The following is a 19,743-nucleotide window of genomic DNA, read 5'->3' on the forward strand; positions in this document are numbered from 1 at the left end:
TTTATTAGCAGTATATTTCCGTTGCATAGCGGCGATTTCTTCGGGGTCGCAGGGCTCGTTCTATACTGCGTATCCTCTCTTGCTATGGCGCTGTTTGCCATAACGGGATATATGCTCTACTACGAGCGTTTTGTGCGCGAAAGAAAACGCAAGAAAACTCAAAACGCGCTAGACAATGAAACGCTAAGCTCTCAGGTTGCGGTCAAATCGGCGGCTAATCCGACAAGCGACGTTCTTTCGGAACCCTAAACGGCAAATATGGGCGGTCGTTTATTCGCCCGCCCGTTCGCCGACGTTCTTTCTGAAACTTAAGCGCAATATAAACATATGGGCGTTCGTTTGCCCGATCGCCCGCTTTGATTTTTTGCGCCCGCGCGATCTGAACGTTCGCATTTTTTTGTGCGATCCGATAAGCGACGCTCTTTTGGCAACCCAAGCGGGTAGATATGGGCGCGATCACCCGTCCGTTCGCATGATCGCTTTCTTTGGTGTCTTGCGTCAGCACGATCCGAAACGCTTGTTTTACAAATGACGTGAAACTATTAGCGAGCGGCATATAACGTCGCCATAAAAAGATAGCGATCTTAACGCGCCGTTTATCGATTATTCGCAATATCGTAGGCGTCGGTGGAATAGGCTAACTCTTTTTGCGCTTCTAACTCGGCAAGCCTTGACGTTAAGACCGCTTTTATATCTTTTCGTTTAATAGCGGGCGAATCAGTCAAATCAAGATTTGCCTGCCATAAACTTGAACCATATTTTTTTCGTAGCTCGTCGAGGGATTGCGGTTTGCGCGTCGTAGCGGCGACGCGATCGCCTCTTGCGAGCAATATCTCAAGCATCGGATACGCCAGTCCGCCGTTTGCTCCCGTTATAAACCATGTTTTCATAGAAGCCTCCTTGCTATTTATTGCCGATCATTTATCATGTCGCGATTAAAACTAGCGGAGTTCTCGCGTTTGTCGTCGGCTATGAAAGCCCTTTAGATAAACGTTAATAAAAATAGTTCAATTATTGCGCGGGCGTTAATATACGTCGCCAAAATTAAGCGATAGCTGTCGTCGATTGTAGCCCGCTTTATTCACCTGCCAATTATTTACTGCATCAGGTCTATTAAATATAATTTTTTCAACGGACAAACGCAAGTTGTTTTTTTCGATTATCGTTATATCTTTATGTTCTTTTATCAATTGTCTATTCAGTTCGTATTTCGGGTTATCGACGTCTGTAACTCGATTATATATAACGGCTCTTGGAATAGAGTATTTTAAGGCATATTCCATTGCAAGCCTTGATCCGCTATCGTTGCCTTGATCATTTTTGGCGTAACTTGCCGATAATACGACGCCATCGCTAAATAGAGCTTGCAGTCTGTCTCGTTGTTGATACCTGCCGCGCAATTCCATGCTGGATTTAGCGTCCTTATAATATTCGGTTATTAACAATCCGTTATTTTTAACGATTCTATCCGCCAACTCTATATTTGACGCTGGCAAAATATTGTTTAACGGACTTGGAAGAATCGCGACCGTTTTTCCGTTTGAGCGCATAGCTTGCCTGTGCGCTATCGAGTCGCAACCTAAAGCTAACCCGCTGATTATCGTAACGTCGTTTTTTACTAATTCTGCGACAGTCTCTTCTTCAATCGCTTTTATATCGTTATCTGGATTGAGCAAGCCAATTACGGCTACATTTCTATTTTCCGCCATTAACAGGCGTATATTACCGCGATAAAAAATAACTACGGGCTGTTCGCTATTTTTCGCGTTTCCCCGACAGGGCGGAAAAGCGCTGTCGCCGATCGCGACGACTCCGTCCGCAAACTCTTTTAACTTTTCTATTTCATTGATTATTTGTTGGCGTTTGTTTTCAAAGTCCTCGCGCGTTACGCAGTAATTTTCTTTAGCGTCTTTACTTAACAAAAACGCAATAGCGTCTATAGACTTGCGATCTTTCAGATTTTTAATTATCCATGCGTTGCCGATGTTTTTGTAGGTCGTTGCCGCCAAAATATTGATTGCGTTATCCGAATAGATCATTTTACTTATTCCTTTAGTCTGCTTGTGCGACCGACCGCGTAAAAGGCGACCGATTTTGCGCCGTTGTCTAGCAACGCTTGGATAGCGTCTTCGTCTATATTTATCGTTTTAGTATATATATCGTCAATCAATAAAATATCTTTGCCTTTTATCGCGTTACTTGAAATTGCGCAAGTTTCAGTTGTAATGCCCGGATATGGCGTTGGTCCATCGTTATCGATATTATCAACGTTTTTTAAATGGGTAGTTTTTGTATCGATACGTCGAACAATGTAATTCGCGCCGTCGCGAAAATAATCTAACTTTTTTATTACGGCGCGAACGGTTGACTTAAACAATAGCTGATCGGGGCGATAATTCACTTTCGCGCGAGGAACAACGCATATTGTCGGCGATTTCAGTTTTAATAATTTATAAACTTGAGGCAAATCTTCTAGCAGAACTTTTTCCAACTCTTTGACTGCGGCTTGTAAGCTATGAGCGGGCGCTTCAAAGGTATTTTTTAGCGTATTGATATAATCTGGATTGCCTAGCTTTTTGTATCCAACATATTCCGAATGATAAAAAGCGGTAATATCTCGACTTAAATACCTGTTTTCTTGAATTGTGAACTCACGCATGATCGCTATTTACGACGAAAGCCGAGCGAGGCTTTTTATCGTCGAACTTAACTTGCCCGCGTCTGCGCGCGAATCCTAAGTCTCGCTGGCGCCGCTTGTTTTGCAAAGTTTATTTCTTTCCGCCGAAAGCGGCGATCAACGCCTCTATATCCTCTTCATCCACTACGTCGTCGGTCGCGTCGCCCGAAATATGCACGGCGGAGCTGACGCGTTTTTCATCCGCGACTTTAGTATCAAACAACGAGTTCATATAGCGCGAAAGCGCGCGCATTACATTGATAACCCGCTCGATTTTCTGGCGGTGAATATCCTGAAACTGCATTACGTCCATAGCGACCATTACCTGATCGTTGGTTTTTTGAGCGATCTGCGTTATCCGATCGATTCGTTTTTGCAAGTCGCCGCACAGCTCAAGTTGCGCCGCAAAGGTTTGAACCTGCGGAAAACGTAGTTGTAGCCGCTCGAAGACGGAGGCGAACCGCGTAAGCGCTTCGCCGCACCCCTTCGCGAGGTTTTCCGTCTCCGACGCGTCCAAACCGATAGCCTCTAAAATATCAAATATCTGGCTGGACTTCTCTTCGCCCTCGCGCGCCACGTCGTCAAGCTGATGCACCACGCGGTGTTCCGCCGAAGGCGGCGGGGGAGGCCACACAACGCCCGCTTTGGGTCGGTAATTTAACTCTTCATACGAGGTTTCCGTCGCATCTTGCGTTTGATCCGATTCGGTCGCGCCGCTTAAATCCTCGTTCATAAGCGAATCAAGTTCTTCTTGCGTCATCGTAGTTATCCTTATAAAAACGCCGCTTTAAGCTATAATCCTAGCCAATCAACAATTAAAGAGCCAATAAAGTGATCATCGATTTACACAATCACACGCCGCGTTGCAACCACGCCAAAGGAAGCATGGAAGAGTTCGTTTTGGAGGCGATCAAGCAAAAAGTCAAAATTTTCGGCTTTAGCGATCACGCGCCGCTAAATTGGGACGATAAACACCGAATGGACGCGGACGAAATGGAGGCTTACGAAAACGAGTTTTTCACGCTGAAAGCAAAATACGCCGATCAAATAACGCTGCTGTTGGGCTACGAGGCGGACTATCTGCCGACGAAAACAATCGAGCGGGTTTTTGAGCGCGAAGTCGATTACCTGATCGGTTCGGTGCATTTTGTCGATCTGTGGGGTTTCGACGACCCCGAAAGCGTTTTTGACGCGTTCGGATCGGACGAGTTCAGCAAGCGCGGGCTAGACGAGGTGTGGCGCTCGTATTTCGCCGCGATCGCGGATATGGCGGCAAGCGGGCGGTTTAACATAGTAGGGCATTTGGACTTGATCAAAATTTTTGGGCATTACGAGGGCAAAAAATCCGACGACGCGGTTGAGAAGGCGCTAGCGGCGATCAAAGAGGCGGATATGGCGATTGAGATTAACGCTTCAGGTTGGCGTAAGCCTGTAAATGAGCAGTATCCGTCGATAGAAATCTTAAAACTAGCTTATTCGCTAAATATACCAATCACCTTTGGTAGCGACGCGCACGCGGTCGATCATATCGGATACAAACGCGCGGCGGCTTACGAGCTGGCGCGATCGGTCGGCTACAAAGAGGCGGCGGTTTTTAAGGACAAAAAAAAGCAAATGATGAAAATATAGGCGCTCATGACAATCTATATTGGGTTATCATTCCAAATCTTTATCACACTTCGGGGAGGAAAGTTTAATGAGTTTTTCGGTTAAGGCGGAGGATTTCGCCAAATTTCAGAACGTCGTAAAAGAGAGCAAGATCGAGTTTGTCGATTTTCGCTTCACCGATATTAAGGGCGTGTGGCACCATGTCTCTTTCACGAGCAAATCGATCACGAAAGAAACCTTTGAAAACGGGCTTCCGTTTGACGGCAGCTCGATTCCCAATTGGCAACCGATCAACCGATCGGATATGTTGCTAGTTCCCGACGCGGCGACGGTTTTTGTCGATCCGTTTACCGCCGATCCGACCGCCGTCGTTATCTGCGACGTGTGGGATATTTACAAAAATCAACCATACGAACACGATCCGCGCTCCATCGCAAAAAAGGCGCTGGCGTATCTCAAATCCACCGGCATAGGCGACGCGGCGTATTTCGGTCCCGAAAACGAGTTTTTCGTGTTTGACGAGTTGTTTATCCGCGACGATTCCAACTGTCAGTATTACGAGCTAGACAGCGAGGAGGGCAACTGGAACAGCGCCAAGAAGTTCGACGATCGCCCAAATACAGGTCATCGCCCCGCCGTCAAAGGCGGCTATTTCCCCGTTCAGCCCGTCGATAGCATGGTCGATCTGCGCGCCGAAATGGTCAAAACGCTTGAAAGCGTAGGGCTTGAAATCAATATCAACCACCACGAGGTCGCGGTCGCGCAGGGCGAGATCGGCGTGAAATTCGCCTCGATCGTAGAGGCGGCGGACAACGTGCAAAAGCTGAAATACGTCGTCAAAAACGTAGCGCACCTAAACGGCAAAACGGCTACTTTTATGCCCAAGCCGCTTTACGGCGACAACGGCAACGGCATGCACTGCCATCAATCAATCTGGAAGAACGGCAAAAACGTTTTCGCGGGCGATAAGTATCAGCAACTTAGCGACGAGGCGCTTAACTACATCGGCGGCGTTTTGAAGCACGCGCAGTCGATCGCGGCGTTTTCCAACGCCTCCACCAACAGCTACAAACGGCTAATTCCGGGCTTCGAGGCGCCGAGCATTCTCACCTATTCGGCGCAAAACCGCTCCGCCTCCTGCCGCATTCCATACGTAAGCGGCGCTAGCGCTAAACGCGCGGAGTTTCGTTTCCCCGATAGCTCCGCAAACCCGTATCTAGCCTTTGCCGCGATGTTGCTTGCGGGTATCGACGGCATTAAGAACAAAACCAACCCGGGCGAGCCTATGGAGATGGACCTTTTCGAGCTTTCGCTGGACGAAATTCGCGAAAAGGGCATTCAGCAAATGCCGCACACCCTGCGCGAGGCGATCGAGTGCATGCTCGCCGATCGCGGCTACCTGAAAGAGGGCGGCGTATTTACCGAAGAGTTTATCCAAAACTATCAGCACTACAAGTTCCAGTCCGAAATTTGGCCGTGGGAGGCAAGACCTCACCCATACGAGTTTAAGACGACTTACTCGTGCTAACGACGTCAAACCTTTGCCGTTTTCTCGGCGAAGGCTTGACATTTGGCGAGCGCGCGCTTCTAAAGCCGCGTTTCGCCAAACGCTTTTGTTAGCCGTTTTTAGCGATAACGGCAAGCGTTCGCCGCCTTTTTATATCCGAAACAAACAAATACTGTATTATTTCCAAACGACAAGTTCGCGCGCGGTCGCGTTAGGAGCGGTATTATGAGCAGAACGCTAGAGCTTTTTAAGGAACTAAGCAAATATAGGCGCGGTAGCGGCGAAACAAAAGAGGGTTTTGAGTTTTTGCTCGGCTTCTGCGCTAGAACCGGCGCGAAAACGTCAAGCGACGCGGCGGGCAATATATTAGCTTCGATCGGCGCGCCGAAAATATGTTTTCAATCGCATTACGATATGGTGGTTATCGGCGAACACCCGCCTAAAATACTGCGCGAGGGCGATTGGCTAAGAGCCGCGAACGGAACGTTGGGCGCGGATAATGGAATCGGCGCGGCGCTTATGCTCGCTCTGATTGAGGAAGGTTGCGAGGGCGATTATCTTTTTACGAACGACGAGGAGATTGGACTGATCGGCGCTAATAATCTCCGCGTTTTTCCAAGCGCGACAAAAATTGTCAATTTGGACAGCGAAGAGGAGGGCGCGATTACGATTGGTTGCGCGGGCGGCGCGGACTATTTGTTAAGCCTGCCTTTTTCGCTTGAACCGATCGACGAAAAAGCGTTCAGGGCTTATAGGGTAGCGGCAAAAGGATGCGTCGGCGGGCATAGCGGCGTCGATATTCATCGCGGTATTCCAAACGCGATTGTCGAAATCTGCCGTTATCTGTTCAATAACGGCGCAAAACTCGCCTCGATTAACGGCGGCGAACGATTAAACTCTATCGCCAAAAACGCCGAAGCGATCGCCTTTTTTCCGATTGAAGTCGCGCCGAAAAACGCCGAGTTTATTGAGATTGCGCCCTTTAACGCGTCATTTAACGCGATGATAAACAGTCGCGCGATCTTATCCGCGCTTACGCTGGTCCCAAGCGGGGTTTTAGGCTACGACGCGCGTTATAACGTAACTTCGCGTAGCAATAATTTAGCTACGATAAAAACAGAAAGCGATCGGTTGGAGCTAACGCTTTTCGCGCGAGGCGGAAGCGAAAACGATCTGGACGCGACGGATTCGCAAATAGCGGCGCTTGCCGAACTAGGCGGTTTTACCCTTTCTCGGCTTGGACGCTATCCTAGTTGGAGCGCGGTTGAAACGCCGCTTAGCGATCTGGCGCTAACGCTGATGAGAGCGGAGGGTTTGTCGCCAAAAATCGGCGCGATACACGCGGGGTTAGAGTGCGGGATACTTATAGACAAGACGCCAAACGCGCAGTGCGCGTCGATCGGACCTACGATCGAGTTTCCGCACAGCGATCGCGAGCGGGTATTTCTGCCCAGCGTAGAGCGGCTTTATCGCGTGGCTAAACGTTTTGTGGAGGCTTAAACCGCCTTGCCGCTCGCGTAAGTCGCGGTTGTTCTTGGCAAGATTTAATATTATATTGACGGCGCGGCGTTTAAATACGCGCGCCGAGAAATTGTATCGACGGCGAGTTTTATGTTGCGAAATTCGTTACCTTTGCCGATACCATCAGGAGGCTTAAAAGCCTTTTTGCCGCCGCTTCTTTTAAAGGGGCAAATAAAAAACTTAACGGAAAACGGAAAGCTATTTATAATACGAGTTTGTCGGCTTTTGACCCCGTTTGCCGCTTCTTCGTCGCGCCGCGTCTTGTTTTTCTTCGCAAGTCGCTTTTTGCGCTCGCTAACCCTCGCCGTTTTCAAGAGGTTTAACTAATAATTGTTCAGTTCGCCCCAGTTTAATTTGGCGCGTATCGCGCTGAAAAAGTTACGTTCGGGACGACAGATCATCTTAACAAAAGAGTCGCTCATTGAGATCGCGACGCGATCGCGCAGGGTGATAGGCGTCATATCTTGCCCGTCGATAATCATTACGCCCTCTTTTTCCTTAATGCGTAGCTCTATATCAAAATTTGTCGGCAGAACAAGCGATCGTTGATTCAAGGAGTGCGGACAGATCGGCGTAAAAATAAAGTTTTTAGCGTAAGGATACACGATCGGACCGCCCGCCGACAGATTGTAGCCCGTCGCCCCCGTAGGCGTAGCGACGATCAGCGCGTCTCCGTTATAAGTATTGGCTAACGCCCCGTCCACAATCAGATCGATATGTATCATACGCATCTTTTGATGGCGGATTACCAGATCGTTAATCGCGTGTAAAACCTGCTTTTTGCCGTCGATCTCCGCGTTGATCTGGATAATCATGCGCTTTTCAATCTCGTAATCGTGCTTTAAAATTCTTTCGATAGCGCCTTTAATCTCGCTAGACTGCACGTCGGTCAAAAAACCTAGCGTTCCCATATTTACGCCCAAAATCGGTTTTTCGTATTTGAAGCTGTTGCGCGCTAGAGCGATCAGCGTGCCGTCGCCGCCTATGCTGATAAGAAAATCGGATCGGCTGTAAAGCGCGTAATCATCCACGCCGTTTAACCCGATCATCTTCGCGCACTCCTCGCCTATAAGCGTTTCCACGCCCAAAGAATCCAAAAAGAGCCTAAGTTCAAGAAAGTAATCTCTTAGCTGCGGCGAGTTAGGTCTCAAACGCGCGCCGACGGTTTTAATTTTTCCAATTCGTTCGTTTACGCTCAACATGTTGTGGATTTTACCCGACAGATCGTTAAACCGCGCGGCGCTTTATCGGACGTTTTGATTTGCAATAAACCTAAAACCGCGCAGTTTCGCGCTTCTGCTTCTAGGATTTGAACGCAATTCGTCCGCTTTCGCCGTTATCGGTTTTTTGGTCAAAACCTCTCCAAATCGGCGATTGCCGCCGCACTCGCAACGAAGCGCGTTTGGCGGACATACGCACTCGCGCGCCCATTTTTTGAAACGATCTTTAACCATGCGATCTTCTAGCGAATGAAAAGAGATAACGGCTATAACCGCGCCGCTTGGCTTTATATTTTCGAGGCTATCGAGCAGTTTGCCAAGCTGATCTAACTCGCCGTTGACCTCGATTCTGATCGCTTGAAAAACCCGCGTGGCGCTATGGATTTTGCCTCGCGAAAAGTTAGCGGCGATCAAACCCGATAGCGCTTTGGCGCTATAAAACGGACGTTTTTTTATAATTAGCGACGCTATAGCTTTAGCGCGCGGCTCCTCGCCGTATTCAAAAAATAGGCGGCTTAACTCGCTTTCCTCGTAGCCGTTTATAACGTCGATCGCGCTAAAACGCGAGCTTTGATCCATGCGCATATCCAAACAATCCGAATTGAAGCCAAAACCGCGATCGCCGTCGTCAAGTTGCAAGGAACTAACGCCTAAATCGGCTAAAACGCCCGCGATCGGCTCTTTTATCGTCGCTATCTCGTCGGCAAACTCGGCGCGGATCGCCCTGAACCGATCGCCGAATATTTTAAGCCGCTTGGCGGAATAATCAAGCGCCGTTTGATCGCGATCTATGCCGATATACGCGATCTTTGGATAACGCGAAAGCGCCTCAAAAGCGTGTCCGCCGTAACCGAGCGTGCAATCTACCAAAACGCCGTCTTTAAGATCGCCAAAAAGCCCGAAAACCTCGTTTGTCAAAACGGGAGTATGCGGGCTTTGGCGTTCGTTTGCCGCGCCAATTCGCAAACGCGAAACTTCGCCGTTTTCGCGCTGCATTTTCAACCTATCATCGCGCTTATGATCGCGTTCATTGCGCCTAATAGCGGTTTTTTTAAGTCCGTCGCCAATACGACGATTAAAACGACTAAACCCCAAGCGCCGATACGATTAAAATATCGCGCCAAGTTAAACCCGAATATCGCCGCCAAATGCGCGATCGCGATTGCGCCGTCTAACGGAGGGATCGGCAGCAGGTTGAAAACCGCCAAAACCACGTTCCACGTAACCAGATAAAAAAGCAAAAAAAATAGAAAATTCGCCTCGTCCGCGCCCGTAAATAGAACGTTAATTAAAATCGCCGCGCAAAAAGCCAGAGCAAAATTATAAGCCACGCCCGCCAGCGAGACGACGATCATCGCCTTGTTTCCGCCGCGCTTTAAAACATGATAAACGTCGATCGGCACGGGTTTTGCCCAGCCGAATAGAAATCCAGAACCGCTTATCACAAGTAAAAGCGGCAGAGCGATAGTGCCGATCGGATCGATATGCTTGATCGGATTTAGGCTCAATCGCCCCTCGTTTTTAGCGGTCGAATCTCCAAACATATACGCCGCCAAGCCGTGCATAATCTCGTGTCCGATCACGGCGATCAACAGCGCGCCGATCATCGCCAAAACGTTAAGCGGATCGAACCTGTCCAGAAAGCCGCTCATAAGAGATTTTCAAGCCCTTTAAGCGTCAATCCAATGCGATCCCAGCGCACTTTATAACGCTCTCTATCCCACTTTTGCTTACATTTGGCGCTTCTTGGGTCTATATCGCCGCAAACTGCCGTCAGAGCTTCGTATTCGTTTTGGAATATACCCTCTTTCACCATACTTTCATAGCTTCTAGGTTCCCAACTAAAGTAGGAAAACCACGGCGAACCGACGATTAGATCGTAAGACACGCTACCCCAATAACGGCTATCGGCGCTACGATCGCGGTTATCGCCCATCATAAAGTAGCGCCCCTCCGGCACAGTGATCGGACCAAAGGCGTACATTTCCGGCTGAAGCGCTCCGCGCGCGCGCAACGTTTGGTCGTATTGAACGCCTTTATGCTCGTTTTTATACGGGTTTTTCACCCATAGCTCGTCGCCAAACGTCTCTATTTGATCTTCGGCGTAATTGGCGCGAATATACGCTTCGCCCTCGTTTGGACGTATGTATAGCGTTTCGCCGCGCACCATTACGCCGTCGCCGCCAAGCGCCACGCACCGCTTCACATAATGCAATTTCGGATTTATCGGATAGCGGAACACCACAACGTCTCCGCGCTTTGGTCCTTCTCCTACGATCAGATGTCCGTCTTCGTCAAAATCGGGCAAAACGGCGATCTCCAGCCAAGGAATATGCGGAGTCGGAACGCCGTAAACAAACTTTTTAACGATCAGGTGATCGCCTTCTAGTAGAGTGCTTCTCATAGAGCCGCTTGGAATCGCGAACGCCTGCGCGAAAAAGAAAATGGCAAGCAGCACGATGACTATTGTTCCCGTCCAAGAGTTGCTAAAACGGTATAGCTTAATTAACGCGGTTTTTATTTTGCTCATAGCTCTTTCTTAAATGCGGATTATTGAATCTTGCGCCGTTTGGCGGCTTTGATCGTGTTTGATAATAACATAGCGATCGTCATTGGTCCCACGCCGCCCGGCGTAGGAGTGATCCACGAGGTTTTAGGCGCGACTTCCTCAAAGGCGACGTCGCCGCGCGTTTTGCCGTCTATTCTATTGATGCCTATATCCGCTACGATCGCGCCCTCTTTTACCATATCGGCGGTTATAAGATTGGCTTTGCCAACGCCGACTACGAGAAGATCGGCTCTTTTCGTATGTTCGGCTAGATCGCTAGTAAAGATATGACAGACGTCTACCGTAGCTCCGGCGTTTAACAACAACGCCGCCATAGGTCTGCCGACGATATTGCTCGCGCCCACCACGCAGGCGTTTAATCCTTTGACCTCTATGCCGTTAGCCTCCAGCAATTTCATAACGCCGATCGGCGTGCATGGCGCGAAGCTATCCAGCCCCGTAAAAAGCCGTCCAAAATTGTGCGGGTGGAACCCGTCCACGTCTTTTTCAATCGCGATTTTCTCCAACAGTTCGCTCGCGTCGATATGTCGCGGCAACGGAAGTTGTATAAGAATGCCGTCTAAAAACGGATTGGCGTTCATCATCTTGATCGTGTCGATAATCTCTTGAAGTTTGAGGTTTTCCGGCATTGCGTGAACGACCGAATACACCCCGACCTCCTCGCACGCCTTAGCTTTCATTCGCACATACAACTCGCTTGCCGCGTCGGAGCCTACCAGAATTACCGCCAAGCCGGGTATAATTCCTCGCGTTTCTTTGAGGCGGAGAGTCTCTTTTTTTAAATCTTCTTTGATTTGCGCCGATAGTTTCTTGCCGTCGAGTAATTGCATCGGTTAATTATAGCGCTCTTACAATAGCGATAAAAATTGCGAGGTTTTTTATGCGTCTGTTTATAGGTTTGCTCGCCGCCGCCGCTTTATTTGGCGACGAGCCGTTTATTACGACTAAGGAGTATGGCGAAGCTATATACAAACGATACGAAACCCTTTCGTGCGCCGACTGCCACGGAGAGAGCGCGGAGGGCAAAACGCTGGCTTATTACGAGCGAAAACGCAAATTAGAGGCGATCTACGCGCCGAAACTGCGCAATTTAAGAGGCGACGAGCTAAAAAAAGGAATATCCAAACACGGCTTTGGACCGTCGTATTATTTGAGCGACGACGAGTTTAAGGCTTTAGCCGCGTATCTAAAGGACGATTAAGCCTTGTTTGGCGTTTCGCGCCCGCGTTTTACTCGCGCGACAAAAGCCAAATCCGCGCGATCGTCGTCGGTTGAGTTTCGTTTGCGCGAAACGCCCGAAAAACCGCCGCCGACTAGCTTCTAATCCGCGCGAATAATCGGCGAAAAGCGAGCGGCGCGGCTTCGGCTATATCTTGCGCGTTAATGATGCGAATGAACGTTTTTGTTTAAACCCATCGCTCGCGCTAGATTGCATACGCCAAGCTCGCACGCCTTTATCGCGTCCGACTCGGCGTTTTTTAGATCGCCTAGGTCTTTATAGGCGTTTCCGCGATTATTATACGCGCCGCCGTCGCTTGGCTCTAGTTTAATCGTTTCGCCAAAATCGGCGATCGCCTTTTCATAATCGCCCGAATATGCGTATGCGAATCCGCGATTGTTGTAAGCGCTCTTCTGTTTCGGATCGAGTTTAATCGTTTCGCCAAAATCGGCGATCGCCTTTTCGTAGTCGCCCCATTGCGCGTGCGCTACGCCTCGCGCGCTATAGGCTTTGGCGTTTTTTGGATCGAGTTTGATCGCCTGATCGTAGTCGGCGATCGCGCTGGAATAAGCGCCGCGCTCGCGGCGGATATTTCCGCGCGCGACGTAAGCCTCCGCGTCTTTTGGATTGCGCTCGATCGCGCGCGTAAGCCGATCTGTTTCGTCGTTAGAATCGCCGCTTGCGGTTGTTTCCATAGAGTGCGAATGAGCCGAGAGCGTATCCGTAGCGGCTATCGCCGCGATCAGCGAACAGACGATCGCCGCGGATTTAACTAGTTTCATATTTTCTCCTTACAAAAGCGAGATTATGACAAAACGCGCATTAGACGCAATGATTATAAAAGTCAAAACCCATTATATCGCGTCGTTAAAAATGGGGGCGGCTAAAATATCGTCGTGAAAACGCTGGCGATAATAGGGCAAAGCGCGTCGGGCAAGAGCGATCTGGCGCATAAAATAGCGCGTAAAACAAACGCCGCGCTACTCTCTATGGATTCGCTCGCGGCGTATAAAAGAATAGAGATCGCTTCGGCAAAGCCGACCAAGCTGGAGCGCGAAAATTTGATCTATTTTGGATTAGACCTTGTGGAGCCTCGCGATCGATTCGGCGCGGACGAGTTTGTCGCCGAGTTCTTACGCGCCAAAGCCTTTTGCGAAGCTAATGATCGCGATTTAATTATTGTGGGCGGCAGCGGTTTTTATCTTAGCGCTTTAACGTTCGGGCTTTCGCCGATTCCAAAAATAACGCCGCGGATCAAAGCGCAAGTAGCCCAAACGCTGCTGGACGTTCGCGGCGCCTACGCGCTATTGAAGACAATCGATCCTCCTTATGCGGAGAAGATTGCGCCAAACGATCGCTATCGTATTGAAAAGGCGCTTTTGATCGCGCTATCAAGCGGCAAGCCGCCTAGCGAGTGGTTTAGCCTATATCCGCCCAAGCCGATCTTGCCAGACGCGAAAGCGGCGATTTTAACGCTTGCGATCGAGGCTTTGCGCGAGCGCGTCAAACACAGAACTAAACAGATGCTAAAAAACGGGCTTATCGGCGAGATTGAAAACCTGCTTAAGATAGCGCCGCGAAACGCGCAACCTATGAGGGCGATCGGCGTAAAAGAGACGATTGATTATATCGACGGGAAAATAACCGTCGGCGATCTTGAAAATCTAATCAATATCCACACCGCGCAGTTTGCCAAGCGGCAGCGGACATACGACAAAGGGCGCTTCAAAAACGCGATCGCGCTTGAGGCGCGCGAGCTGGAAACTTTTGCCGTCAATTATCTTGCCCGATGAGAGCCGCCGCCAAATAGCGTTTAACGCTTCGATACCGATCTAGTCGCGCGCGTGTTTCAAAACTAGCCTCATATCTTTTTCGTCGATTACGACGTTCGCCTCTTTTTTCAAGACCTCTTTGGCGCAAAAGGCGATTTTTGTCGCGGCGTATTTGAACATCGCGCGATCGTTCGCCCCGTCGCCAACGGCGATAGTGTCCTTAGCGTCTATTCCAAGCAGGCTTTGAAGGCGCCGAAGCATGTCGCCCTTAGAGAAACCAAAGAGCATTTCGCCGCCGACCTCTCCCGTTAAAACGCCGTTTTTATGGCGAAGTATATTTGCGAACGACGCGAGCGCGCCGAGTTTTTTGGCGGCGGGGTCTGTGGCTATATGAAAGCCGCCCGAAAAAATAACCGTCTTATAACCGCGCCGCCTTAGCTCCGTTACGCACTCGATCGCGCCGTTTATCAGCGGCAGGTTTTCGCATATTTTTACCGCTTCGTCGTAGCGCATTCCTTTTAGCGCCAACGCGCGGCGCGAGATCGCCTCGTAAAAATCCATTTCGCCGTTCATCGCTTCGCGAGTGATCGCGGCGATCTCCTCGCCTTTGCCGAAGGCTTGCGCCAAAATATCGATCGTTTCGCCGTCCATTAACGTAGAGTCAAAATCAAAAACGCAGAGTTTCATCTCGCTCCTTTCGCGTTCGTAATCCTATCAAAGCGGCGGCTTGCCGCAAGTCGCTTTTAGCGCCAAAATTCGCTAAGATCGCAACAAATTAAGGAACGGGCTTAGCGTATGTTTGAAACATTGATAGAAAAATTGCGAGAGGGGAGTTGGCTTACGCTCGAGACAAACCCCGCTAAGAGCGCCAGCTTTCAACCGATAATCGACAAACTTGCCGAGTTGGAGATTGACAAAAAAATAGACGCTTGGAGCGTTACCGATAACGCGTTGTCGCAACTTCGTTACGGCTCTATTTTTGCGGCTATTAAACTTCAGGCGGCGTTTAACAAGCCCGCGATCGCCACAATCAGCATGCGCGATCGCAATCTTATCGGCATTCAATCGGATATTCTAGGCGCGAACGAGGCGGGCGTTAGGGCTTTTTTGAGCGTTACGGGCGATCCGGCGAGCATGAGCGATCAGCCTCGCGCGAAGGGCGTTTTTGAGGCGAACAGCGTCGAGTTTCTGAAAATAGCGCATTTTTTTAATCGCGGGATCGATTACGCCGGCAAAACGATCGCGCCCGCGCCAAAGCAGATTTATCCGTTCGCCGTCTGCAATAGTTACGCGAAAAACGCGGCGAGTCTTAAACGCAAGATCGCCAAAAAGATAGGCGCGTCGGCGATCGGCGTGATTTCGCAACCCGTTTTTTCGATCGAGGACGCGCTTTTTTTGCGAGCGCTGTTTGACGAGGCGCGCGCCGAGTTTGACGACGAACGCGCAAACGCTAGGCTGGTTGTAGGCTTTTTTCCGCTTGCGCGCCTAAAAACCGCGCAATTTTTGCAGTCGCGCGTTCCGGGCGTTCGCGTCGGCGATCGCTGGATCGACGCGCTCTTTGCGGCTAACGCTAAAGGCGAAGAGGAGGAAAGCAGGGCGGGTTTCGAGATGAGCGCGGAGCTTTTACGCGCCATGCGCAAGGAAAATCTGCCCGTTCATATTATGAGCGCGAATAAGTTTGAGTTAGCCGCGCAGCTAATCGACTACGCGGCGTAGCAACGATCCAAACTTGCTCAAGCCTATTTTATAGCCAAACGCGAATTGCATGGCAAGTCTATCGATAAAGCGGCGTAGCTCGGGCGGCTAAAAGCCTCGCGTTTTGGGAAATCGGACGCGAGGTTTTTTGTTGTCTTATATTTATGAAAACCGCGCCGGAACGTCTTTTAGTTTGCGCGATAAGGTTTCGTTTGTAAGCGCCGCCAAATATAAAATTAAACGCGATCGATAAACTTAAACCATTTTGGCTACGCCTCTAAAACGCGAAAACGCATAGGCGCGGCTTATCGCGCGTATTTTCGTCTAAAAGTAATTTTTAGCGATATGTTTATTACGCGCCAAAAAAGCGGGAGCTGGCGGCGCAATCCAAGGCAAGCGCGCCGCTTGTCGCGTTCCAAAAAAGGACGTTTGCGCAATATAAAGGGGGCTTGTTCTAAACGACGTTGTATTACATATAACAAATGGGCGCGTCAAAAAGGGGCGAGGCGAACGCGTTAAACTCCTTATGTTTGTTTAACGTTTGTCGCGCGCCAAAAAAAAGAAACGTTTGTATAACAAAGGCTTGTTCTGTAAGCGTCGCTACGCGACAAAGAGGCGAGGCGTTTTGTTTTCTTTTGCCGTCTAAAAAAACGTCGAAGCTAATAATGCCGCCATTTTATAGCGTGGCGGTCCGGACGGGGCTCGAACCCGCGACCTCCGCCGTGACAGGGCGGCGCTCTAACCGACTGAGCTACCGAACCACGCAATTTTAGAACTGGTGGTCGCTACTGGGCTCGAACCAATGACATCCACCTTGTAAGGGTGGCGCTCTACCAACTGAGCTAAGCGACCGCAATCGTATTTTAGCGTTTTAGTTCTTTGGCGTCCCCAAGAGGATTTGAACCTCTGTCGCCGCCTCGAAAAGACGGGGTCCTTGGCCGCTAGACGATGGGGACCTAACCGTCCGCGCTATTTTCTGGTGACCCGTGTTGGATTCGAACCAACGACCCTCTCATTAAAAGTGAGATGCTCTGCCAACTGAGCTAACGGATCCAAAAATCGCGAGGCGCAATACTAGTAAAAAATGCCTTTAGCGTCAATAAAAAACGCCGATTTTTTAGCTTTTTCACCAAATTTCGCGTTTAAGCGCGCATATAGGTTTCGCGAACGGGCGCGATCTCACGCGTAGCGCTCCTTCGCGTCCACCTGCGCGATCTCCGCCGTATCCAAGTCAAACCGCTTGCCGCGCCGTTTAAAAATTGCCGCGCTAAGTTTATAGCCATAGACGCAACCCGTGTCGATTCCAAGCGCGTGCTTATCCCTTCGTATGTCGCTCGGCGTATGTCCATACACCGCGAAACCTTGATTGCCATTATACAGCTCGGACCAGAAACGATAATCCATCGCGCCCGCGCCGACATAGCGCAACCTTGTTAGTATGGATAACTGATCGTCGTTTAGGCAATCTAAACGCATCGAATTGGTAAGCCCCGCGTGAACTACGACGATATTGGCGATTCTTAAAAATCGCGGCGACGAAAAAATATAGGCGACGTCGTTCGCGTTCAGTTTATTAAAGAATTCCAAATATCCGTTCGATTCGATCGGCTCGCCCGCTTTTTTCGCCGCCGCAATATCGAGCAGTTTCTCCTCGTGGTTGCCTATAATAGTTATTACGCCCTCGTTTCTAGCGTATCTAAGCGTTTCTAGCGGTTTTGGTCCTTTGCTGAACAGATCGCCCACGCTAATCTCGCAGTCGCTTGCGCCTACGCCGATCTTTTGGCGTAGCTTTCGCCATTCGTCCAAACAGCCGTGAATATCGCCGTAAATTACGATTCGTCCCATAAGCGAAGTTTAGCTAATTGCGGCGGCAAAAGAAGAAAGCGGCTTACGATCGCCGACGAGCTAGATTGGTAAAGCGGCTAGCAGCAATCCAAAGCGGATAAAGAGAGCCGCGATCGCGCGTCGTTCGCGATCGCGGCAAAACGGCGATTTCGTAGGTAAATTACGCCTTTTAGCCGTTTAAGGGGCGACGGACGGAGCCGCTCCGTATTTGTTTTCGCCCTCGTCTCCCTTTTGCGCCCATAGGTAGAGGTTATATAACGGGACCAAAAGCCACCAGCCGACCTGACCAATATCGTGCAATCTGCGAATTTCCGCGCTTATCAACGGGATCAGCGTAAATAGCCCAAACAGCGACGATAACGGCGTAACCGGAACGCCTAAGACGACGATAAAGATAACGGAGTCAATTACGCTCAAGACGATTGAAATAGCAATCGTTACTAACGCAATCGTCCAAAAATGCCGCCTTCCTATTCGACCGGCGAACGCGCCTCCCTCTAGCGCCTTTTCGCGATTAGACAAAGCGCCGTATGTTTCCTTGATATAGCTAAGCCATACCTGAAACCAACCCTTAACTGCCTCCATTCTAACTCCCCCTAAATAGTTTTGTGTAGGAACAATCGCGAATTCTATCCGTAATGCGCTTAAAAATTAGCGTAAAATAAGATGGAGCGGCGAGGTTAAGGGATAAAAATCTTGCCGCGAACGGCGTTTGCTATTTTCTAAATTTATGGAAGTTTAAGGAGCGCGTAAAACTCGACCGTTTAAATAAGCGTAAACTTAATATAATTTAATTCTTGAGTAACTTTATCTACAAAGGTGAAATTATGAGCGAAAGCTGGAGACCGGAGACCGCCGCCATTCACGCGGCATACGACAACAAGAGCGGCGAGGGGACGATGGCGGTGCCAATCTACCAAACCACCGCATACGAGTTTGGCAGCGCGGAAACGGCGGCAAACCGCTTCGCGCTGAAGGAGCTTGGCAATATCTACACGCGGCTAAACAACCCGACCGTCGGCGTTTTGGAGGGGCGTTTTGCCGAAGTGGAGGGCGGCGCGGCGGCGCTCGCTACATCTAGCGGCGCGGCGGCGGTTTTCTATTCGATTGCCAATCTAGCCGCTTCGGGCGAAAATATCTTGCTTGCCAACAAGATTTACGGCGGCACGCTTAGCTTGACGCAATACACGATCAAACGTTTTGGGATTGAAACGCGCATATTCGATCCGCAAAAACCGGAGACGATCGAGCCGCTTATCGACGATAAAACGCGGGCGATTATCTTTGAGTCCATCAGCAACCCCTCGATTGATATAGCCGACGTCGAGCCGATCGTCGCGATCGCCAAAAAGCATAAGATCGCCACGATCGTCGATAACACCGTCGGCACGCCCTATCTGTTCCGCCCGTTTGATTGGGACGTTGACGTAAGCGTCCATAGCCTTAGCAAATATACGAGCGGGCAAGGGCTTGGCATAGGCGGCATTATCGTAGAGCGCAAAGGGTTAAACGAGCTTTTAATCGGCAATCCGCGCTACAAGCACTTTAACGAGCCTGATTATAGTTACCACGGGCTAGTTTATGCCCAGTTACCGTTTCCGCTTTTTACGCTTAGGGCGCGGCTTAGTTTGGCGCGGGATATTGGCGCGATCGCTCAGCCGTTCGCAGCGTGGCTATTTTTGCAGGGGCTAGAGACGCTTAATTTGCGGATTAAGCGCCACAGCGAAAGCGCGCTTACCGTCGCCAAATGGCTAAAAACGCACAAAAAGGTTCAGTCGGTTAATTACCCGCTGTTAGAGGGCGACAAAAACTACGCTTACGCCAAAAAATACCTTACGGGTTACGCGAGCGGACTGCTTAGCTTTGAGGTGGGCGATCTGGAGTTTGCTAAGCATATCCTTAATACGACGAAAATCTTCAGCCGCGTCGTTAATATCGGCGATAGTAAGTCGATCATCACGCACAGCGCCAGCACGACGCACCAGCAACTGACCGAACGGGAGCAAGCCGATTGCGGAATCACCCCGGGACTTGTGCGGTTGTCGATCGGTTTGGAAGCGCCGGAAGACCTGATTGCGGATTTGGAGCGGGCGCTTAACGTCTAAATTGC

Annotated in this window: 21 protein-coding genes and 4 tRNA genes; 8 read left to right on the forward strand and 17 right to left on the reverse strand. The window is 49.9% G+C overall.

Annotated elements, in window-relative coordinates; genetic code table 11:
• Positions 1 to 249, forward strand: a 249-nt coding sequence (locus tag LBF86_00355) for a PepSY domain-containing protein (GenBank protein MDR0663967.1), incomplete at its 5' end; no start/stop codon positions are given.
• Between the two features lie 347 nt (positions 250 to 596).
• Here the strand turns inward: LBF86_00355 and LBF86_00360 are convergent.
• The 4 genes from LBF86_00360 to LBF86_00375 all read right to left on the reverse strand — a co-directional run bounded on the left by LBF86_00360 (position 597) and on the right by LBF86_00375 (position 3,437).
• The gene (locus LBF86_00360) at positions 597 to 890 is read right to left on the reverse strand and encodes a hypothetical protein (GenBank protein MDR0663968.1); all 294 of its coding nucleotides are present in this window, start codon (positions 888 to 890) and stop codon (positions 597 to 599) included.
• A gap of 135 nt (positions 891 to 1,025) precedes the next feature.
• Positions 1,026 to 2,039, reverse strand: coding sequence for a DNA-protecting protein DprA (locus LBF86_00365; protein ID MDR0663969.1), 1,014 nt, complete (start codon positions 2,037 to 2,039; stop codon positions 1,026 to 1,028).
• Between the two features lie 5 nt (positions 2,040 to 2,044).
• Positions 2,045 to 2,659, reverse strand: a complete 615-nt coding sequence (locus LBF86_00370; GenBank protein MDR0663970.1) for a hypothetical protein — start codon at positions 2,657 to 2,659, stop codon at positions 2,045 to 2,047.
• Positions 2,660 to 2,768: 109 nt separating this feature from the next.
• A complete protein-coding gene (locus LBF86_00375) occupies positions 2,769 to 3,437 on the reverse strand; it encodes a chemotaxis protein (protein ID MDR0663971.1) in 669 nt (222 codons plus the stop codon).
• A gap of 71 nt (positions 3,438 to 3,508) precedes the next feature.
• Here LBF86_00375 and LBF86_00380 point away from each other — a divergent pair, with 71 nt between their 5' ends.
• The 3 genes from LBF86_00380 to LBF86_00390 all read left to right on the forward strand — a co-directional run bounded on the left by LBF86_00380 (position 3,509) and on the right by LBF86_00390 (position 7,292).
• The gene (locus LBF86_00380) at positions 3,509 to 4,306 is read left to right on the forward strand and encodes a histidinol-phosphatase (protein ID MDR0663972.1); all 798 of its coding nucleotides are present in this window, start codon (positions 3,509 to 3,511) and stop codon (positions 4,304 to 4,306) included.
• 67 nt (positions 4,307 to 4,373) lie between these two features.
• Entirely contained in the window at positions 4,374 to 5,813 is a 1,440-nt protein-coding gene (gene glnA, locus LBF86_00385; protein ID MDR0663973.1) for a type I glutamate--ammonia ligase, read from the forward strand.
• 204 nt (positions 5,814 to 6,017) lie between these two features.
• Positions 6,018 to 7,292 carry a hypothetical protein gene (locus LBF86_00390; GenBank protein ID MDR0663974.1) on the forward strand — a complete coding sequence of 425 codons (1,275 nt, stop codon included), beginning with the start codon at positions 6,018 to 6,020 and terminating at the stop codon, positions 7,290 to 7,292.
• Between the two features lie 344 nt (positions 7,293 to 7,636).
• Here LBF86_00390 and LBF86_00395 read toward each other — a convergent pair whose 3' ends face one another.
• The 5 genes from LBF86_00395 to folD all read right to left on the reverse strand — a co-directional run bounded on the left by LBF86_00395 (position 7,637) and on the right by folD (position 11,932).
• Positions 7,637 to 8,464 carry an NAD(+)/NADH kinase gene (locus LBF86_00395; protein ID MDR0663975.1) on the reverse strand — a complete coding sequence of 276 codons (828 nt, stop codon included), beginning with the start codon at positions 8,462 to 8,464 and terminating at the stop codon, positions 7,637 to 7,639.
• 93 nt (positions 8,465 to 8,557) lie between these two features.
• A complete protein-coding gene (gene rsmH, locus LBF86_00400) occupies positions 8,558 to 9,529 on the reverse strand; it encodes a 16S rRNA (cytosine(1402)-N(4))-methyltransferase RsmH (protein MDR0663976.1) in 972 nt (323 codons plus the stop codon).
• Positions 9,530 to 9,531: 2 nt separating this feature from the next.
• The gene (locus tag LBF86_00405; GenBank protein MDR0663977.1) at positions 9,532 to 10,185 is read right to left on the reverse strand and encodes a site-2 protease family protein; all 654 of its coding nucleotides are present in this window, start codon (positions 10,183 to 10,185) and stop codon (positions 9,532 to 9,534) included.
• On the reverse strand, positions 10,182 to 11,063 hold the full coding sequence (lepB, locus tag LBF86_00410; GenBank protein MDR0663978.1) for a signal peptidase I: 882 nt from the start codon (positions 11,061 to 11,063) through the stop codon (positions 10,182 to 10,184). The genes LBF86_00405 and lepB overlap by 4 nt, the downstream gene beginning before the upstream one ends.
• A gap of 20 nt (positions 11,064 to 11,083) precedes the next feature.
• The gene (folD, locus tag LBF86_00415; GenBank protein ID MDR0663979.1) at positions 11,084 to 11,932 is read right to left on the reverse strand and encodes a bifunctional methylenetetrahydrofolate dehydrogenase/methenyltetrahydrofolate cyclohydrolase FolD; all 849 of its coding nucleotides are present in this window, start codon (positions 11,930 to 11,932) and stop codon (positions 11,084 to 11,086) included.
• Between the two features lie 50 nt (positions 11,933 to 11,982).
• Between folD and LBF86_00420 the strand changes: the two genes are divergently transcribed.
• Complete coding sequence (locus tag LBF86_00420) at positions 11,983 to 12,303, forward strand: cytochrome c (GenBank protein MDR0663980.1); 321 nt, start codon at positions 11,983 to 11,985, stop codon at positions 12,301 to 12,303.
• A gap of 179 nt (positions 12,304 to 12,482) precedes the next feature.
• Here LBF86_00420 and LBF86_00425 read toward each other — a convergent pair whose 3' ends face one another.
• Positions 12,483 to 13,103 (reverse strand): tetratricopeptide repeat protein, encoded by a 621-nt coding sequence (locus LBF86_00425; GenBank protein ID MDR0663981.1) that lies wholly within the window; start codon positions 13,101 to 13,103, stop codon positions 12,483 to 12,485.
• A 114-nt stretch (positions 13,104 to 13,217) separates the two neighbouring features.
• Here LBF86_00425 and miaA point away from each other — a divergent pair, with 114 nt between their 5' ends.
• Positions 13,218 to 14,114, forward strand: a complete 897-nt coding sequence (gene miaA / locus LBF86_00430; protein MDR0663982.1) for a tRNA (adenosine(37)-N6)-dimethylallyltransferase MiaA — start codon at positions 13,218 to 13,220, stop codon at positions 14,112 to 14,114.
• Positions 14,115 to 14,153: 39 nt separating this feature from the next.
• Here miaA and serB read toward each other — a convergent pair whose 3' ends face one another.
• Positions 14,154 to 14,780, reverse strand: a complete 627-nt coding sequence (gene serB / locus LBF86_00435) for a phosphoserine phosphatase SerB (GenBank protein ID MDR0663983.1) — start codon at positions 14,778 to 14,780, stop codon at positions 14,154 to 14,156.
• 108 nt (positions 14,781 to 14,888) lie between these two features.
• Here serB and LBF86_00440 point away from each other — a divergent pair, with 108 nt between their 5' ends.
• Positions 14,889 to 15,809, forward strand: a complete 921-nt coding sequence (locus LBF86_00440; protein MDR0663984.1) for a methylenetetrahydrofolate reductase — start codon at positions 14,889 to 14,891, stop codon at positions 15,807 to 15,809.
• A gap of 663 nt (positions 15,810 to 16,472) precedes the next feature.
• Here the strand turns inward: LBF86_00440 and LBF86_00445 are convergent.
• The 6 genes from LBF86_00445 to LBF86_00470 all read right to left on the reverse strand — a co-directional run bounded on the left by LBF86_00445 (position 16,473) and on the right by LBF86_00470 (position 18,218).
• A tRNA-Asp gene (locus tag LBF86_00445) sits at positions 16,473 to 16,549 on the reverse strand.
• Between the two features lie 15 nt (positions 16,550 to 16,564).
• A tRNA-Val gene (locus LBF86_00450) sits at positions 16,565 to 16,640 on the reverse strand.
• Between the two features lie 28 nt (positions 16,641 to 16,668).
• A tRNA-Glu gene (locus tag LBF86_00455) sits at positions 16,669 to 16,744 on the reverse strand.
• A 21-nt stretch (positions 16,745 to 16,765) separates the two neighbouring features.
• Positions 16,766 to 16,841, reverse strand: a tRNA-Lys gene (locus LBF86_00460).
• A 126-nt stretch (positions 16,842 to 16,967) separates the two neighbouring features.
• Entirely contained in the window at positions 16,968 to 17,633 is a 666-nt protein-coding gene (locus LBF86_00465; GenBank protein MDR0663985.1) for a metallophosphoesterase, read from the reverse strand.
• 177 nt (positions 17,634 to 17,810) lie between these two features.
• The gene (locus LBF86_00470) at positions 17,811 to 18,218 is read right to left on the reverse strand and encodes a DUF805 domain-containing protein (GenBank protein ID MDR0663986.1); all 408 of its coding nucleotides are present in this window, start codon (positions 18,216 to 18,218) and stop codon (positions 17,811 to 17,813) included.
• Between the two features lie 242 nt (positions 18,219 to 18,460).
• Here LBF86_00470 and LBF86_00475 point away from each other — a divergent pair, with 242 nt between their 5' ends.
• Positions 18,461 to 19,738, forward strand: a complete 1,278-nt coding sequence (locus LBF86_00475; GenBank protein MDR0663987.1) for a PLP-dependent transferase — start codon at positions 18,461 to 18,463, stop codon at positions 19,736 to 19,738.
• Positions 19,739 to 19,743: the final 5 nt, after the last annotated feature.

Source organism: Helicobacteraceae bacterium (genome assembly GCA_031258155.1).
GTDB lineage: Bacteria > Campylobacterota > Campylobacteria > Campylobacterales > SZUA-545 > JAIRNH01.

Excerpts from the sequence above, each read along its gene's own strand:
- LBF86_00360 (MDR0663968.1), bottom strand. The coding sequence starts at position 890 with ATGAAAACATGGTTTATAACGGGAGCAAACGGCGGACTGGCGTATCCG.
- LBF86_00365 (MDR0663969.1), bottom strand. The coding sequence starts at position 2,039 with ATGATCTATTCGGATAACGCAATCAATATTTTGGCGGCAACGACCTAC.
- LBF86_00370 (MDR0663970.1), bottom strand. The coding sequence starts at position 2,659 with ATGCGTGAGTTCACAATTCAAGAAAACAGGTATTTAAGTCGAGATATT.
- LBF86_00375 (MDR0663971.1), bottom strand. The coding sequence starts at position 3,437 with ATGACGCAAGAAGAACTTGATTCGCTTATGAACGAGGATTTAAGCGGC.
- glnA (MDR0663973.1), top strand. The coding sequence starts at position 4,374 with ATGAGTTTTTCGGTTAAGGCGGAGGATTTCGCCAAATTTCAGAACGTC.
- LBF86_00390 (MDR0663974.1), top strand. The coding sequence starts at position 6,018 with ATGAGCAGAACGCTAGAGCTTTTTAAGGAACTAAGCAAATATAGGCGC.
- rsmH (MDR0663976.1), bottom strand. The coding sequence starts at position 9,529 with ATGCAGCGCGAAAACGGCGAAGTTTCGCGTTTGCGAATTGGCGCGGCA.
- LBF86_00405 (MDR0663977.1), bottom strand. The coding sequence starts at position 10,185 with ATGAGCGGCTTTCTGGACAGGTTCGATCCGCTTAACGTTTTGGCGATG.
- lepB (MDR0663978.1), bottom strand. The coding sequence starts at position 11,063 with ATGAGCAAAATAAAAACCGCGTTAATTAAGCTATACCGTTTTAGCAAC.
- folD (MDR0663979.1), bottom strand. The coding sequence starts at position 11,932 with ATGCAATTACTCGACGGCAAGAAACTATCGGCGCAAATCAAAGAAGAT.
- LBF86_00420 (MDR0663980.1), top strand. The coding sequence starts at position 11,983 with ATGCGTCTGTTTATAGGTTTGCTCGCCGCCGCCGCTTTATTTGGCGAC.
- LBF86_00425 (MDR0663981.1), bottom strand. The coding sequence starts at position 13,103 with ATGAAACTAGTTAAATCCGCGGCGATCGTCTGTTCGCTGATCGCGGCG.
- serB (MDR0663983.1), bottom strand. The coding sequence starts at position 14,780 with ATGAAACTCTGCGTTTTTGATTTTGACTCTACGTTAATGGACGGCGAA.
- LBF86_00440 (MDR0663984.1), top strand. The coding sequence starts at position 14,889 with ATGTTTGAAACATTGATAGAAAAATTGCGAGAGGGGAGTTGGCTTACG.
- LBF86_00465 (MDR0663985.1), bottom strand. The coding sequence starts at position 17,633 with ATGGGACGAATCGTAATTTACGGCGATATTCACGGCTGTTTGGACGAA.
- LBF86_00470 (MDR0663986.1), bottom strand. The coding sequence starts at position 18,218 with ATGGAGGCAGTTAAGGGTTGGTTTCAGGTATGGCTTAGCTATATCAAG.
- LBF86_00475 (MDR0663987.1), top strand. The coding sequence starts at position 18,461 with ATGAGCGAAAGCTGGAGACCGGAGACCGCCGCCATTCACGCGGCATAC.